General features: G+C 61.4%; 16 protein-coding genes. 8 read left to right on the top strand and 8 right to left on the bottom strand.

Going from position 1 to position 13,759, the window contains the following annotated elements; genetic code table 11:
• The first annotated feature begins 144 nt into the window (after nucleotides 1–144).
• Genes NKI38_RS17030 through NKI38_RS17020 form a run of 3 tightly spaced genes read left to right on the top strand, consistent with a single transcriptional unit; the run spans nucleotide 145 to nucleotide 3,081 of the window.
• The gene (locus NKI38_RS17030; protein WP_352659403.1) at nucleotides 145–1,332 is read left to right on the top strand and encodes a glycine C-acetyltransferase; all 1,188 of its coding nucleotides are present in this window, start codon (nucleotides 145–147) and stop codon (nucleotides 1,330–1,332) included.
• Nucleotides 1,333–1,384: 52 nt separating this feature from the next.
• Nucleotides 1,385–2,419, top strand: coding sequence for an L-threonine 3-dehydrogenase (tdh, locus tag NKI38_RS17025; RefSeq protein WP_352659402.1), 1,035 nt, complete (start codon nucleotides 1,385–1,387; stop codon nucleotides 2,417–2,419).
• Between the two features lie 35 nt (nucleotides 2,420–2,454).
• On the top strand, nucleotides 2,455–3,081 hold the full coding sequence (locus NKI38_RS17020) for a hypothetical protein (RefSeq protein WP_352659401.1): 627 nt from the start codon (nucleotides 2,455–2,457) through the stop codon (nucleotides 3,079–3,081).
• A gap of 30 nt (nucleotides 3,082–3,111) precedes the next feature.
• On the opposite strand, the gene NKI38_RS17015 is transcribed toward NKI38_RS17020, so the two are convergent.
• On the bottom strand, nucleotides 3,112–3,579 hold the full coding sequence (locus NKI38_RS17015; RefSeq protein WP_352659400.1) for a MarR family winged helix-turn-helix transcriptional regulator: 468 nt from the start codon (nucleotides 3,577–3,579) through the stop codon (nucleotides 3,112–3,114).
• Between the two features lie 87 nt (nucleotides 3,580–3,666).
• Here NKI38_RS17015 and hmgA point away from each other — a divergent pair, with 87 nt between their 5' ends.
• From hmgA to NKI38_RS17000, 3 genes are read left to right on the top strand one after another with little or no spacing between them, the layout of a single operon-like run.
• Nucleotides 3,667–4,980, top strand: a complete 1,314-nt coding sequence (gene hmgA / locus NKI38_RS17010; RefSeq protein WP_352659399.1) for a homogentisate 1,2-dioxygenase — start codon at nucleotides 3,667–3,669, stop codon at nucleotides 4,978–4,980.
• 11 nt (nucleotides 4,981–4,991) lie between these two features.
• On the top strand, nucleotides 4,992–5,879 hold the full coding sequence (locus NKI38_RS17005) for an MBL fold metallo-hydrolase (RefSeq protein WP_352659473.1): 888 nt from the start codon (nucleotides 4,992–4,994) through the stop codon (nucleotides 5,877–5,879).
• The gene (locus NKI38_RS17000; protein WP_352659398.1) at nucleotides 5,876–6,889 is read left to right on the top strand and encodes a fumarylacetoacetate hydrolase family protein; all 1,014 of its coding nucleotides are present in this window, start codon (nucleotides 5,876–5,878) and stop codon (nucleotides 6,887–6,889) included. Before NKI38_RS17005 ends, NKI38_RS17000 begins: the two co-directional genes overlap by 4 nt.
• Nucleotides 6,890–7,123: 234 nt before the next feature.
• On the opposite strand, the gene NKI38_RS16995 is transcribed toward NKI38_RS17000, so the two are convergent.
• From NKI38_RS16995 to hppD, 3 genes are all read right to left on the bottom strand, one after another.
• Entirely contained in the window at nucleotides 7,124–7,501 is a 378-nt protein-coding gene (locus NKI38_RS16995) for a type II toxin-antitoxin system VapC family toxin (protein ID WP_352659397.1), read from the bottom strand.
• On the bottom strand, nucleotides 7,498–7,722 hold the full coding sequence (locus tag NKI38_RS16990) for a type II toxin-antitoxin system Phd/YefM family antitoxin (protein WP_352659396.1): 225 nt from the start codon (nucleotides 7,720–7,722) through the stop codon (nucleotides 7,498–7,500). The genes NKI38_RS16995 and NKI38_RS16990 overlap by 4 nt, the downstream gene beginning before the upstream one ends.
• A 66-nt stretch (nucleotides 7,723–7,788) precedes the next feature.
• On the bottom strand, nucleotides 7,789–8,901 hold the full coding sequence (hppD, locus tag NKI38_RS16985; protein ID WP_352659395.1) for a 4-hydroxyphenylpyruvate dioxygenase: 1,113 nt from the start codon (nucleotides 8,899–8,901) through the stop codon (nucleotides 7,789–7,791).
• Between the two features lie 137 nt (nucleotides 8,902–9,038).
• Here hppD and NKI38_RS16980 point away from each other — a divergent pair, with 137 nt between their 5' ends.
• A complete protein-coding gene (locus NKI38_RS16980) occupies nucleotides 9,039–9,506 on the top strand; it encodes an Lrp/AsnC family transcriptional regulator (RefSeq protein WP_023762149.1) in 468 nt (155 codons plus the stop codon).
• 20 nt (nucleotides 9,507–9,526) lie between these two features.
• On the opposite strand, the gene NKI38_RS16975 is transcribed toward NKI38_RS16980, so the two are convergent.
• The 4 genes from NKI38_RS16975 to aztA form a co-directional block, all read right to left on the bottom strand.
• Nucleotides 9,527–9,865 carry a protein tyrosine phosphatase family protein gene (locus NKI38_RS16975; protein WP_352659394.1) on the bottom strand — a complete coding sequence of 113 codons (339 nt, stop codon included), beginning with the start codon at nucleotides 9,863–9,865 and terminating at the stop codon, nucleotides 9,527–9,529.
• A gap of 149 nt (nucleotides 9,866–10,014) precedes the next feature.
• Nucleotides 10,015–10,956 (bottom strand): zinc ABC transporter substrate-binding protein AztC, encoded by a 942-nt coding sequence (aztC, locus tag NKI38_RS16970; RefSeq protein WP_352659393.1) that lies wholly within the window; start codon nucleotides 10,954–10,956, stop codon nucleotides 10,015–10,017.
• Nucleotides 10,957–10,985: 29 nt separating this feature from the next.
• Nucleotides 10,986–11,861: a zinc ABC transporter permease AztB gene (aztB, locus tag NKI38_RS16965; RefSeq protein ID WP_352659392.1), complete on the bottom strand. Its 876-nt coding sequence runs from the start codon at nucleotides 11,859–11,861 to the stop codon at nucleotides 10,986–10,988.
• Nucleotides 11,861–12,667: a zinc ABC transporter ATP-binding protein AztA gene (aztA, locus tag NKI38_RS16960; protein WP_352659391.1), complete on the bottom strand. Its 807-nt coding sequence runs from the start codon at nucleotides 12,665–12,667 to the stop codon at nucleotides 11,861–11,863. The genes aztB and aztA overlap by 1 nt, the downstream gene beginning before the upstream one ends.
• Before the next feature lie 240 nt (nucleotides 12,668–12,907).
• On the opposite strand from aztA, the gene NKI38_RS16955 reads away from it, so the two are divergent.
• Nucleotides 12,908–13,252 carry a RidA family protein gene (locus NKI38_RS16955; RefSeq protein WP_352659390.1) on the top strand — a complete coding sequence of 115 codons (345 nt, stop codon included), beginning with the start codon at nucleotides 12,908–12,910 and terminating at the stop codon, nucleotides 13,250–13,252.
• The last annotated feature ends 507 nt before the right edge of the window (nucleotides 13,253–13,759 follow it).

Below are 13,759 nucleotides of genomic sequence, written 5' to 3'. Positions count from 1 at the left end.
CATTTGCCGTCGCCTCGCTTCCGCGGCCGTATGACAATCCGCATCGGGGCCACATCGGTCGCTTGCCACCGATCCGGTCGTTTTTGCGATGGATTTTTCGCGCGGACGAGACGACAGTCGACCCACATCAAACGAGGCCCGATCATGACCGCAGCATTCCTCTCCCACATCGACAGCGAGCTCGCGGGGCTCAAATCGGCAGGCCTCTACAAATCCGAGCGGGTTATCTCTTCGACCCAATCGGCGGAGATCGAGGTCGGCGGGCAGAAGGTGCTCAACTTCTGCGCCAACAACTATCTCGGCCTCGCCGACAGCCCCGACCTGCGTGCGGCGGCCAGCCAGGCGCTCGACCGCTATGGCTACGGCATGGCGTCAGTGCGCTTCATCTGCGGCACGCAGGAGGAGCACAAGCAGCTCGAGGCGACGATTTCGTCCTTCCTCGGCCTGGAAGACACCATCCTTTACGGCTCCTGCTTCGACGCCAATGGCGGCCTGTTCGAGACGTTGCTCGGTGAGGACGACGCGATCATTTCCGATGCGCTGAACCACGCCTCGATCATCGACGGCGTGCGGCTGTCGAAGGCCAAACGCTTCCGCTACGCCAACAACGACATGGCCGACCTCGAGGCGCGATTGAAGGAGGCGAAGGATTGCCGTTTCCGGCTGATCGCCACCGATGGCGTGTTTTCGATGGATGGCATCATCGCCAATCTCAGGGGTGTCTGCGACCTCGCTGAAAAGTACGATGCCATGGTGATGGTCGACGACAGCCATGCCGTCGGCTTCGTCGGCCGGAACGGCCGCGGCTCGGCCGAACATTGCGGCGTCGAGGGCAGGGTCGACATCATCACCGGCACGCTCGGCAAGGCGCTCGGCGGCGCATCCGGCGGTTACACATCGGGCAAGAGGCAGGTGGTCGACTGGCTGCGCCAGCGCTCGCGGCCCTATCTCTTTTCCAACACGCTGATGCCGGCGATCGCCGGCGCTTCGATCAAGGTGTTCGACCTGATCCGCAATGGCGACGCCTTGCGCGAGCGCCTCTATGCCAATGCGGCGCGGTTCCGGACTGAGATGGGCAAGCTCGGTTTCACGCTGGTGGGCGCCGACCATCCGATCATTCCGGTGATGCTGGGCGATGCGACGCTGGCGCAGGAGATGGCGGCGCGCATGCTGAAGCGCGGCATCTATGTCATCGGCTTCTCCTTCCCGGTGGTGCCGAAGGGCCAGGCGCGCATCCGCACGCAAATGTCGGCTGCGCATTCCGCCGCTGATATCGATCGCGCGGTGGACGCATTCGGAGCGGTCGGCAAGGAATTGGGCGTGATTTCCTGAAAGGCCGGTATCTAAAAGCGATTCCGGATCTAGAGATTCAAGGGACAGAAGCATGTCGAACATGATGAAGGCGCTGGTGAAGGCCAAGGCCGAACCGGGCATCTGGATGGAAGAGGTGCCGGTACCGGAGATCGGCCCCAACGACGTACTGATCAAGATCAAGAAGACGGCGATTTGCGGCACCGATGTCCATATCTACAATTGGGACCAGTGGGCGCAAAAGACGGTGCCGGTGCCGATGGTGACCGGGCATGAATTCGTCGGCACGGTCGCCGATTTCGGCGCCGCGGTCACCGAATACAAGGTCGGCCAGCGCGTGTCGGGCGAAGGCCACATCGTCTGCGGCCATTGCCGCAACTGCCGTGCGGGGCGAGGGCATCTCTGCCGCAACACGCTCGGCGTCGGCGTCAACCGTCCCGGCGCCTTCGGCGAGTATCTGGCAATCCCACAGCACAATGTCGTGCCGATCCCCGACGATGTGCCGGACGAGATCGCCGCGATCTTCGATCCCCTGGGCAATGCCGTCCACACGGCACTGTCTTTCGATCTGGTCGGCGAGGACGTGCTGGTCACCGGCGCCGGGCCGATCGGCATCATGGGTGCGCTGGTGGCGCAGTGCGTCGGCGCGCGAAAAGTGGTCATCACCGACATCAACCCGGTGCGGTTGGCGTTGGCGAAAAAGCTCGGCGTTCAGCATGTCGTCGACGCCTCGAAGGAAAAACTGCGCGACGTCATGCCGGCGCTCGGCATGACCGAGGGTTTTGACGTCGGCCTCGAAATGTCGGGCGCCGCACCGGCCTTTCGCGACATGATCGACACCATGAACAATGGCGGCAAGATCGCCATTCTGGGCATCGCGCCCACCGGCTTCGAGATCGACTGGAACAAGGTCATCTTCAAGATGCTGCATCTGAAGGGCATCTACGGCCGAGAGATGTTCGAGACCTGGTACAAGATGATCGCGCTGGTGCAGGGGCCGCTGGATGTCTCCGGGCTTATCACGCACCGCATAGGCATTGACGATTTCCAGACGGGGTTCGATGCGATGAGAAGCGGCAGTTCCGGCAAGGTGGTGATGAACTGGTAGCCACCAGGCCCATTGCCTTCAGGTGGGGACCCAAGATGGCAGATAACGAGCACGGACGCATCATTGCCTCACAGGCAAAGATCGCATTGCAACCTTCCGGATTTCGGCGGAAGGGTCAGTCGCGAACCTGGCTTGCTGATCGTGGTTTCTGGCTAAGCGTCGTCGAGTTTCAACCCAGCTCTTGGTCGAGAGGCACTTACCTGAACGTAGCGGTTCACTGGCTTTGGGGTTCGCTGCCGCAAACACTGACCTTCGATCGTTCTGAACGCGTCGGTGGCGGGTTCGTTGAGTTCCAGAGCCCCGAACAGTTTGTGCCCCTGGTAGGTCAAATGGCCAGAGAGGCAGTCGAAATGGACCAAGTTCACCGATCAATGTTCCCTTCCGTGCAGGCGACAGCGACAATCCTTATGAATGAATTGCAGCTAGGTGCGTACGGAGAATGGGCAGCTTTCCATGCCGGGGTCGCGGCCGGCCTGGCTGGTGACTTTGAAACGGCCAGGCGGCTGTTTGAAAGCGTTCGAAGACATGCGGCTTCGCAGGCGCAGGTACTCCTGGCCTACATTGATGACCCAGTAACATTTCGAAGCCATGTCAGAGGCATCATTGAAGCCGAACGCGCCTACTACGGTTTAGGAGTGTTGCCTGCCGCCGTAGTCATCTGATTCTGCGACAGTCGAATCCATGGGAGGATTTCAACCCAGGGTGAGCTTTGCCTCCAGCGCCGCCACCCCGCTGACAATCGCCGCACGCTCTTCCTCACCAAGCCGCGCCAGCAACTCCCGCTCGAACGACTTTGCCAGCGGCACCATTTCGCTGTAGGCGGCAAGGCCTGCTTTGGTCAGCGTCAGGTGTTCGACGCGGCGGTCGTTCTCGTCGGGGCTTCTGACCAGCCAGCGCCGCCGCTCAAGCTCTGCCACCGCTCGCGAAACCTTGGTCTTGTGCATGGCCGACTGTTCGCCGAGCGCCGTCGCGGTCATCGTTCCATGTTGCCCAAGCCCGGAAAGGGTACGCCATTCCGGCCGCGTCAGGCCGTGACTGTCCTTGTATATTCGCGAAAATTCGCGGCTGACGGCGTCGGCAAGCCGGTAGAGCCGGTAGGGCAGGAAATTTTCCAGATTGAGAATTTCAGGCGCGTCGGACACTTCGCTCTTGATCGCCATTTTTCAAAGCCGTCATTGATGGTTACATTTTCGATGGTTACAAATGAAACCAGTTTGGTCAATTAGGATCCATTCCGGGAGGAAGCGATGACCTTTTCCTATATGCCGGGTTTCGGCAACGACTTCGAAACCGAGACGCTGCCTGGCTCGTTGCCGCAAGGACGTAACTCGCCGCAGCGGCCGGCCTATGGCCTCTACGCCGAACAGCTTTCAGGCTCGCCCTTCACCGCCCCGCGCGGCACCAATGAGCGCTCGTGGCTCTACCGCATCCGGCCGAGCGTCAAGCACACCGGTCGCTTCAAACCGGCGAGCTATCCCTTGTGGAAGAGCGCGCCCAATGTCGGCGATCACGAACTGGCGCTCGGCCAGTATCGCTGGAATCCGGTGCCGATGCCGAAAGAACCCACCAATTTCATCGTCGGCATGCGCAGCATCACCACATCAGGCGATGTGCTGGGACAGACCGGCATGGCAGCGCATGTCTACGTCGCCAACCGCTCGATGGTTGACGATCATTTCTTCAACGCCGACGGTGAGTTGCTCATCGTGCCGCAAGTCGGCGCCCTGCGCTTGGTCACCGAGATGGGCGTCATCGAGCTGCGGCCCGGCGAGATCGCCGTGCTGCCGCGCGGTCTGGTCTTCAAGGTCGAGTTGGTCGACCCGCAAGTGCGCGGCTATGTCTGCGAAAACTACGGCGCCAAGCTGACGCTGCCCGACCGCGGCCCGATCGGCGCCAATTGCCTGGCCAATCCGCGTGATTTCAAGACGCCTTGCGCCTGGTTCGAAGAGAAGGAAACGCCATGCCGGCTGATCGTCAAATGGTGCGGCAATTTCCATGTCACCGAGATCGGTCACTCGCCGCTGGATGTCGTCGCCTGGCACGGCAACTACGCGCCCTACAAATATGATCTGGCAACCTTTTCGCCGGTCGGCGCGCTGCTGTTCGACCATCCCGACCCGTCGATCTTCACCGTGCTGACCGCGCCGAGCGGCGAGGAGGGCACCGCCAACATCGACTTCGTCATCTTCCCGCCGCGCTGGCTGGTGGCCGAAGATACGCTCCGGCCGCCCTGGTATCACCGCAACATCATGAGCGAGTTCATGGGGCTGATCCACGGCCAGTACGACGCCAAGGAAGAGGGTTTTGTGCCCGGCGGCATAAGCCTGCACAATCTGATGCTGGCCCATGGACCGGATGCGCCTGGCTTCGAAAAGGCCTTCCGCGCGGACCTGAAACCGGTCAAGCTCGACAACACCATGGCCTTTATGTTCGAGACCCGCTTTCCGCAGATGCTGACCCGCTACGGCGCCGAACTGGAAACCCGGCAGGACAATTACATCGACTGCTGGGCGGACCTGAAAAAGCGTTTCAACGGCACGCCGGAGGGCGACTGGTCTTGAGCGGCGCGCCAATGCCGGATCGGCTGGTGATTTTGGGCTCGAAGGGTGGCCCGGCGCTGCGGCCAGGCGGACCATGGCCGAGTTCGTCGCTGCTGCAGATCGGTGGCCGCAATATCGTCGTCGACTGCGGACTTGGCGTGACGCGCGGTCTGGTCGATGCCGGCATCAGCCTGAAGGCGCTCGACCTGATCTTCGTCACGCATCTGCATTCCGATCATGTGCTGGAACTGGGGCCGCTGATCCACACCGCGTGGACAGCGGGCCTGGCGACGCCCATCGGCGTGTTCGGTCCGCCGGGCATCGACCACTACTGGCGGCGCTTTTGTCAGGCGATGGAGTTCGACATCGAAATCCGTATCGTCGACGAGGGCCGGCCGGATATCCGCGATCTGGTTTCGACCGTCGAATTCGGCGAAGGCCAGGTGGTCGAGCAACGCGGCCTGACGGTCTCGGCACTGCGCGTCGACCATCCGCCGGTGACCGACTGTTTTGCGCTGCGCTTCGAGCATGGTGGGAAAAGCGTGGTGTTCTCCGCCGATACGGCCTTCTTTCCACCGCTCGCCGATTTTTCCCGGGGCGCTGACATCCTGGTCCACGAAGCCATGCTGGAAGAAGGCATCGAGCGGCTGGTGGCCAAGACCGGCAATGGCGCGCGGCTGAAAGAGCATCTTCTTGCCAGCCACAGTTTTGCCGAGGAGGCCGGGCGCATCGCCAGCGATGCCGGGGTCAAGAGTCTGGTGCTCAATCACCTCATCCCGGCCGACGACCCCGAGATCGGCGAGGCCGACTGGACTGCCACTGCCAGGAAAACATGGGCCGGCGACTTGACGATCGCCCGCGACGGCCTTGTTGTGGAATTAAGCAGCACCAAAGCTGCAGCAGGAGAGGAAACCGCATGAAGCTTGCCACATTGAAGGACGGGACGCGCGACGGAAAACTCGTCGTCGTCTCGCGCGACCTGACACGCTTCACCGACGCCTCGTTCCTGGCGCGCACGCTGCAGGCGGCGCTCGACGACTGGCGACGCATCGCCCCACATCTCGCGACAATAGCGGAATCGCTGGAAAACAATGCGATGCCGTCGGAACGCTTCCACGAGCATGACGCCCATTCGCCGCTGCCGCGTGCCTATCAATGGGCCGATGGCTCGGCCTATGTGAACCATGTCGAACTGGTGCGCAAAGCGCGTGGCGCCGAAATGCCGGCGAGCTTCTGGACCGACCCGCTGATCTACCAGGGCGGCTCGGACTCCTTCATTTCGCCACGCGATCCGATCCGCATGGCAGACGAAGCCTTCGGCATCGATATGGAGGCGGAGGTGGCTGTCATTGTCGATGATGTGCCGATGGGTGCAAGCCCAGATGAAGCGCGCGCCGCGATCCGGCTGGTGATGTTGGTCAACGACGTGACGCTGCGCGCGCTGACCGGACCGGAGTTGGCGAAGGGTTTCGGGTTTTTCCAGTCAAAGCCATCCTCGGCGTTCTCGCCTGTCGCGGTGACGCCGGACGAATTGGGTGGCGCCTGGGACGGCGGCAAGGTCAGCCTGCCGCTGCTCGCCGATCTCAATGGCAAGCCGTTCGGCCGGGCCAATGCCGGCGTCGACATGACTTTCGATTTTCCGGCGCTGATCGTGCATGCCGCCAGAACAAGGCCGCTGGCCGCCGGCACGATCATCGGCTCTGGCACTGTCTCCAACAAGCTCGACGGCGGGCCGGGCAAGCCTGTCTCGGACGGCGGCGCCGGCTATTCCTGCATCGTAGAACTGCGCATGATCGAGACCATTGTATCAGGCGAACCCAAGACGCCGTTCCTGCGCTTGGGCGACACGGTGCGCATCGAGATGAAGGACAAGACGGGTCATTCGATCTTCGGCGCCATCGAGCAGAAGGTCGAGAAATACGAAAGGTGAGGGAATGACGGGGGACTATCTGCTGGCCGGGGTTTGGGCACTCGCCTTGCTGGCGGTCGTCACCCAGGCATCCGGCTGAGTTACCGCATCGAGGCGCGCACGCCACAAGGTGCATGCCATGCTCTCTGGCACCACGGTCAAGCCGCCACTCTGCGAGTTCCTGCAAGACTATGATTTGAAGTTGAGACGGCGGAGGCTGAGCGGCTGGGCTCGCGAGACCAGTCGCTTGGCTAGTCAGATCAAAGCGACGTCGTAGCGGGCAAAATGTGGGTCCGATGTAAGAATGGTGAGTTTCTCCACCTGCGCCTGCGCAATCAGCAGCCTGTCGAATGGATCGCCATGGTGGTGAGGGAGGCCATTGACGGCATTGGCATGCTGGAAGGTTATGGCGAGCGGCTGAAATTGCATCCTTGGAAGCAGCGTCGGCAGATCGTCCGGCGCATCGAGTTTTCTGATCGAACGTTTGATGGCAATTTCCCAAACGCTTGCCGCGCTAGCGAACACCACCGCTTCCGAGGCCAGGATGGCGCGGTGCTGCTCGCTGAGACGTCGATCGTCCGAAATCGACCAGAGGATGATATGGGTGTCGGCGAGAAACGGGCCGACCGTCATTTCACGTACTCGTCCCATTCGGGGCCGAGTTTGTCAAAATCGTCCGCAATCCAGATCTTGCCCTTCAACGCGCCGATGCGCGGCAGGGGTTCGGCCATTGCTGGCGGTACGATGCGCGCGGCCACCTTGCCGTGGCGTGTGAGCACGATCTCCTCACCGGCTTCCGCGCGGCTGACGAGTTCCGACAATTTGGCCTTGGCCTCGGCGATGGAAACATTCATGGTTGCGATCCATTGTGACCATAATTTAGGTCATAATGGATCGCGACACAAGATGTCGAGGTCGGTCTACTCTGCCGCCTGAACCTTGATCACCCCGCGCTTGATCTGGTCCTGCTCGATCGATTCGAACAGCGCGCGGAAGTTGCCCTCGCCAAAGCCTTCGTCGCCCTTGCGCTGGATGAACTCGAAGAAGATCGGGCCGATCACGGTTTTCGAAAAGATCTGCAGCAGGATCTTGGTCGTGCCGCCGTCGACGACACCTTCGCCGTCGATCAGGATGCCGTGCTTCTTCATCCGATCGATCGGCTCATCATGGCCGTTCACCCTGGCATAGGACATGTCGTAATAGGTTTCCGGCGGGCCGGGCATGAATTTCAGCCCGTTTTCGGCCAGCCTGTCGGTGGCGGCATAAATCTCGTCGGTGCCGACCGCAATGTGCTGGATGCCTTCACCGTTGTACTTCTTCAGGTACTCGGCGATCTGGCTGGTCTCATCCTTGGACTCGTTGAGCGGAATGCGGATCTTACCGCAGGGCGAGGTGATGGCGCGGCTGACCAGGCCGGTGATCTTGCCATCAATGTCGAAGAAATGGATCTGCTTGAATCCGAACAGATTGCGGTAGAAATCCCACCATTTGTCCATCTGGCCACGATAGACATTGTGGGTCAGGTGATCGAGATAATAGAAGCCGACGCCTTCCGGCCGCGGGTCGCGCGCACCCAGCCACTCGAACTCGGCATCATAGGCCGAACCCTTCTCGCCGTAGGTCTCGATGAAATAGAGCAGCGAGCCGCCGATGCCGACGATTGCCGGCACGTCGAGCGCCTTGTCGTCGCCTTCGTAAGGCGTGGCGCCCTTGGCGACGGCGTGGTCGAAGGCATGCTTGGCATCGACCACCCTCCAGGCCATCGAGGCAGCGCAGGGGCCGTGCTTGTCGGCGAACTTCATCGCATGCGAGCCCGGCTCGGCATTGACGACATAATTGATGTCGCCCTGGCGCCAGACGGTGATGTCTTTCGTGCGGTGCTTGGCAACCGGGACATAGCCCATGCGGGTGAACAGTTCGGCCAGCTTCTGCGGCTCCGGATGCGCGAATTCGACGAACTCGAACCCATCCGTGCCGGCGGGATTGTCCTTGCTGATCTTGGCGGGCGGGGCGTCGTGCGGGAAGGGGCCCATGGTATTCCTCCGAATCTGGCTTGGCCTGAACAGGCCATCTGACGCCATCATAACGCGGACGCGGTGCATGGTGCTTGCATTCAAACGCTTGAAATGGTCATCTCATGCGCGAAGTATGCATGATGTGGGGCAAAGCCATGGATGAGACGCGCATTGACCAGTTTGACCGCAAGATAATGGCGCTCTTGCAGGGCGATGCGCGGTTGACCAACAATGATCTTTCGGAGCGGGTGAACCTGTCGGCGTCGCAATGCTCGCGCCGCCGCCAGCGGCTGGAGGAGGACGGTTTTATCAAGGGCTATCGCGCTGTTCTCGACCGCGACAAGCTCGGTTTTTCCTTGGTCAATGTCATCTCGGTGACATTGGCCACCCACAACCGAGACAATGCGAGGCGCTTCGGCGAACTGGTGGCGCGGCTGCCGGAGGTGCAGGAGGCGCACGCGCTGACCGGCGAGATGGATTACATCCTGAAGGTCGTGACGCCCGATTTGAAGTCGCTGTCGGAGTTCGTCAACGGCGTGCTCCTGCCGCACGAATCCGTGCAGCATGTGAAAACGGCGATCGTGCTGGAGACGCTCAAGGAAACCGGCGCGCTGCCGATTTGACCTTTGACCCTTGAGTCGATCTATCCCTTCGACTGCTGGATCAGCCCATAAAGATTGGTGCAGCGGGCGCCTGAACGGCAATAGGCGAAGACCGGGCCGTCGAGTTCGTCCAGCGCTTCGGCCTGATCCTCGACATTCTCGGCCGTGATCTGGCCGCTGATGACGGGGATGTAGCGGAAGGCGAGGCCGGCGGCTTCGACGGCCGCCTTGAGCGTATCGGCCGAAGGCTGGCCGGGCTGCTCGTCGTCGGGCCGGTTGCAGATGACGCTCTTGAAGCCGGCAGCCTTGATGGCGTCGACGTCTTCAGGCTGGATCTGGCCCGAGACCGAATAGTCTTCGCTGATTTCGCGGTATTCCATGGCAGTATCCTCGCAAACTGGTCAGGCGGCAGTCTTGCCACTCCCCGACATGTGCGGCAATCCGCACCGAAGGAATTCTCTGCCAAATAGACACTGCATGCCAGAAAATCCAACCGGGCCGATGCGGCCCGATTGGATGACCTTCAAACTCAGCTGCCGAGAATGGCGCCTTTGATCTGGGCGATGTTGTTGTGCATCATGTCGATATAGGTCGAGGCCGGGCCGTCGGGCTGCGACAGCGCATCCGAATAGAGCGTGCCGCCGACCTTGATGCCTGTCTCGCTGGCGATCTGCTCGATCAGGCGCGGGTTGGTGATGTTCTCGACAAAGATCGCAGCCGCCTTGTCCTGTTTCACCTGGGTAACCAGCTTGGCGACGTCGGCGGCGGACGGTTCGGAGTCGGTCGAGATGCCTTGCGGGGCGAGGAAGGTCAGGCCGTATGCGTGTTCGAAATAGCCGAAGGCGTCATGCGAGGTGATGACGACGCGCTTGCTCTCCGGGATCGAGGCGATCGCCGCTTTCACTTCGCCTTCAACAGCATCGAGCTTCTTGGTGTAGGCGGCGGCATTGGTCTGATAACTGACGCAGCCTTCCGAATCGGCCTCGCAGAAGGCTTCGGCGATGTTCTTCACGTAAATCCTGGCATTGGCGATCGACTGGAAGGCATGCGGGTCGGTGACCGTCTTGCCGCCGCCGGTGCCGGCACCTTCGGCCGCGTCGGCATCGGCGAATTCAGGCTTGAAATCGATCGGCTTAACACCCTTGGTCAAGGTGATGATCGAGGCCTTGGTGGCGCTGGCGTCGACCAGCCGCTGCAGAAACCCTTCGAAATGCAGGCCGTTGACCAGCACGATATCGGCTTTGGCCATGGTCACCGCATCGGCCGGGCTCGGCTCGTAGACATGGGCATCGCCATCCGGCCCGACGATGGTGGTGACATCGATGCGGTCGCCGCCGACATTTTTGGCGAAATCGGCAATGACGGTGAAGCTGGCGACCACTTTCAGCGGTGCGGCGAAGGCCGACGACGCGCCAAAGGCGATTAATGTTATAACGCTCATCGTCAGGGCGGTGCGGATCGATTTCAGCATGGGCGGGATTCTCCTTTTGAGGCGGGGGATTAAGCCGTTCTGTGACGGTGATGAACGATGCGCGCGCGCAGAATGCCGCGCGTGCCGAACAGGATCGAGGCAAAATAAACGACACCGGCCGACAGGATAATGGCCGGGCCGGACGGCAGCGACGCGTGATAGGACAAAAGCAGCCCGGCGACGCAGGAGGCAAAGCCGATCAGCACCGCCAGCACGCACATCGGCTCGACGCGCACCGTCCAGAAGCGGGCAGCGGCGGCCGGCAGCATCATCAGTCCGACCGAAAGCAGCGTGCCGAGCGCCTGGAAGCCGCCGACGAGGTTGAGCACGACGAGGCCGAGAAAGATGAAATGCACCGGGCTGCCCAACCGGCTGACCGAACGCAGGAACAGCGGATCGAGGCATTCGGCGACCAATGCCCGCCAGAAGATGGCAAGGCTGACCAGCGTCACCGCGACGATGCCGCCGATCAGCGTCAGCGCTTCATCGTTGAGCGCCAGCACGGTGCCGAACAGCACATGCATGAGATCGACGCTGGAGCCGCGGATCGACACCATCAGTACGCCGATGGCCAGCGAGATCAGATAGAACGCCGCCATCGAGGCGTCTTCGCGCTGGATGGTGAAGCGCGATACAGCACCTGCGCCGAGCGCGACGACGATGCCGGCGATCAGGCCGCCGATGGTCATCGGCAGAATCTCCAGTCCATAGAGCAGGAAGCCGGCGGCAGCTCCGGGCAGGATGGCATGCGCCATGGCGTCGCCCGACAGGCTCATGCGCCGCAGCATCAGGAAGACGCCGACCGGGCAGGCGCCGAGCGACAGCATCAGCGAGCCGATCAGCGCCCGCTGCATGAAGCCGAAATCGGCGAAGGGCGCGATGAAAAGACTGTAGAGCGTATCCATCAGGCAGCCCTCGGCCCAACGCCATGGGGATGATCATGATGGTCGTGATCGTGCCCATGGCCGTGATCATGCTCGTCTGGCTCGCACCAGGGCGCATTCTCTTCCCAGGCTTCGTGGAAGCGGCGGGCGCGCAACAGGTTTTCCGGCTTCAGCGTTTCCCTGGTTTCGCCCCAGGCGATCGGCTGGCGGGCGAGAAGCAATGTTTCGGGGAAATTCTGCCGAACCAGATCGAGATCGTGGACGACCACCATGATGGTGCGTTCCTCGCCGTGCCAGTGTTTGATCAGGGCAATAAGGTCGCCGACCGTCTTGGCGTCGACAGCGTTGAACGGCTCGTCGAGCAGGATGAGGTCGGCGTCCTGCAGCAGGACACGCGCAAAAAGCGTGCGCTGCAATTGGCCGCCCGACAGCGTATCGATCGGCCGCTTCTCGAAGCCGCCGAGGCCGACTGCCATCAGTGCTTTGGCGACGTCATCACGATCTTGCCTGGTGTAGCGGCCAAGCAGGCCGCGTCGAGGCCATAGGCCGAGCGAGACCAGATCGACCACCCGCGCTGGAAAAGAGCGGTCGAGTTCCGACTGCTGCGGCAGGTAGGCGGCACGCACGCCAGGCGCGCGGATGACCTCGCCGGCCATCGGTTTCAGGACGCCGACAATGCCTTTCATCAGCGTTGATTTGCCGGAGCCGTTTGCGCCGACGACAGCCGTCAGCGAACCCTTGCGGATGGTGCCGTCGAGATGATGGATTGCCGGATGGCTGCCGTAGCCAAGCGTCAGGTCGCGGAATGTCAGGCAGGTATTTGTCATTCTGCGATCCGTGAGGGCGGCGAAATCCGGCTGCGGGCAGCGGCCGATTGGATATGTGATGTTATTACATTAGTCAACAAGCCAATCCGGCGGAATTGCGGCTGGCGGGTCAACTTGCCGTGTGTGGATATCTTATGCCCTTGGCCCAAGGGGATTCGCCAAGGGATTTGATTGGGCGACCTTGCCCGAAGCCGGCGGCAACTCTAAAGAGGCACGACCGACACAGCAAGGAACCATCCAATGAGCATTCGTCGCATCGATGTTGGCCCGCGCATGAGCCAGATAGTCATTCACGGAGATACCGTCTATCTAGCCGGTCAGGTCGGTAAGCCGGGCGGCAACGTCGCTTCGCAGACCCAGGATATCCTGGCGGCCATCGACGAACTGCTGGCCAAGGCCGGCTCGGACAAGACCAAAATTCTGCAGGCGATCATCTGGCTGGCCGACATGAGCACCTTTGCCGAGATGAACGCGGAATGGGACAAGTGGGTGCCGCAAGGCAACACGCCGGCCCGAGCCACCGGCGAAGCAAAGCTCGCCGGACCGGAATATCTGGTCGAGATTATTGTTACCGCCGCGATCTGAGGCGTTGAAGCTGCCAATCTCCCCCCTTGTGCAGGGCTGTCCGGGGAAAGTTTTTGCGCAACGCAGACGAGTCTTTGGACGCCGCATTGCAATCAAAGATGGGTGCAGTTTGCGTCCTTTCCGATGTCTGCCTTCTGCGAACTCCGCTGGACCTCCTGCAAACGCCACCGAAGGACGGCGGATGGGTGCCTCGAACGCGAGAAATGCAATCGGCGCGAGTCCTCCGACACCATATCTGCAACCAAAAAACTTTCCCCGGACAGCCCTGCCCCTTGTGGGGGAGATGCCTGGCAAGGCAGAGGGGGGCGCTGTCCCGCCAGCCTTTCAGTCTGATTGATGCTCTTCTAGCAAGTTCCATGACAGAAGTTGGCGCTCTACGGCGCCCCCTCTGTCCTGCCGGACATCTCCCCCACGAGGGCAGGGGAATCGCATATGAGTAAGAGTAAGTCTTGCGTTGAGTGGAAAGGTTGATTCTTTAGGGGCCTTCTCTTTGAAGAGGAGACCCAA

This window comes from Mesorhizobium sp. M0621 (genome assembly GCF_040320745.1).
Lineage (GTDB): Bacteria > Pseudomonadota > Alphaproteobacteria > Rhizobiales > Rhizobiaceae > Mesorhizobium.
This window is presented reverse-complemented; position numbering and strand designations above follow the sequence as displayed.

Bases quoted from the DNA above. Each gene is read 5' to 3' on its own strand.
- NKI38_RS16990 (WP_352659396.1), bottom strand. From the start codon at position 7,722: ATGAATGTTTCCATCGCCGAGGCCAAGGCCAAATTGTCGGAACTCGTC.
- NKI38_RS17015 (WP_352659400.1), bottom strand. From the start codon at position 3,579: ATGGCGATCAAGAGCGAAGTGTCCGACGCGCCTGAAATTCTCAATCTG.
- hppD (WP_352659395.1), bottom strand. From the start codon at position 8,901: ATGGGCCCCTTCCCGCACGACGCCCCGCCCGCCAAGATCAGCAAGGAC.
- aztB (WP_352659392.1), bottom strand. From the start codon at position 11,861: ATGGATACGCTCTACAGTCTTTTCATCGCGCCCTTCGCCGATTTCGGC.
- NKI38_RS16975 (WP_352659394.1), bottom strand. From the start codon at position 9,865: ATGGAATACCGCGAAATCAGCGAAGACTATTCGGTCTCGGGCCAGATC.
- aztA (WP_352659391.1), bottom strand. From the start codon at position 12,667: ATGACAAATACCTGCCTGACATTCCGCGACCTGACGCTTGGCTACGGC.
- NKI38_RS16955 (WP_352659390.1), top strand. From the start codon at position 12,908: ATGAGCATTCGTCGCATCGATGTTGGCCCGCGCATGAGCCAGATAGTC.
- NKI38_RS17030 (WP_352659403.1), top strand. From the start codon at position 145: ATGACCGCAGCATTCCTCTCCCACATCGACAGCGAGCTCGCGGGGCTC.
- aztC (WP_352659393.1), bottom strand. From the start codon at position 10,956: ATGCTGAAATCGATCCGCACCGCCCTGACGATGAGCGTTATAACATTA.
- NKI38_RS16995 (WP_352659397.1), bottom strand. From the start codon at position 7,501: ATGACGGTCGGCCCGTTTCTCGCCGACACCCATATCATCCTCTGGTCG.
- NKI38_RS17005 (WP_352659473.1), top strand. From the start codon at position 4,992: ATGCCGGATCGGCTGGTGATTTTGGGCTCGAAGGGTGGCCCGGCGCTG.
- hmgA (WP_352659399.1), top strand. From the start codon at position 3,667: ATGACCTTTTCCTATATGCCGGGTTTCGGCAACGACTTCGAAACCGAG.
- NKI38_RS17000 (WP_352659398.1), top strand. From the start codon at position 5,876: ATGAAGCTTGCCACATTGAAGGACGGGACGCGCGACGGAAAACTCGTC.
- tdh (WP_352659402.1), top strand. From the start codon at position 1,385: ATGTCGAACATGATGAAGGCGCTGGTGAAGGCCAAGGCCGAACCGGGC.
- NKI38_RS16980 (WP_023762149.1), top strand. From the start codon at position 9,039: ATGGATGAGACGCGCATTGACCAGTTTGACCGCAAGATAATGGCGCTC.
- NKI38_RS17020 (WP_352659401.1), top strand. From the start codon at position 2,455: ATGGCAGATAACGAGCACGGACGCATCATTGCCTCACAGGCAAAGATC.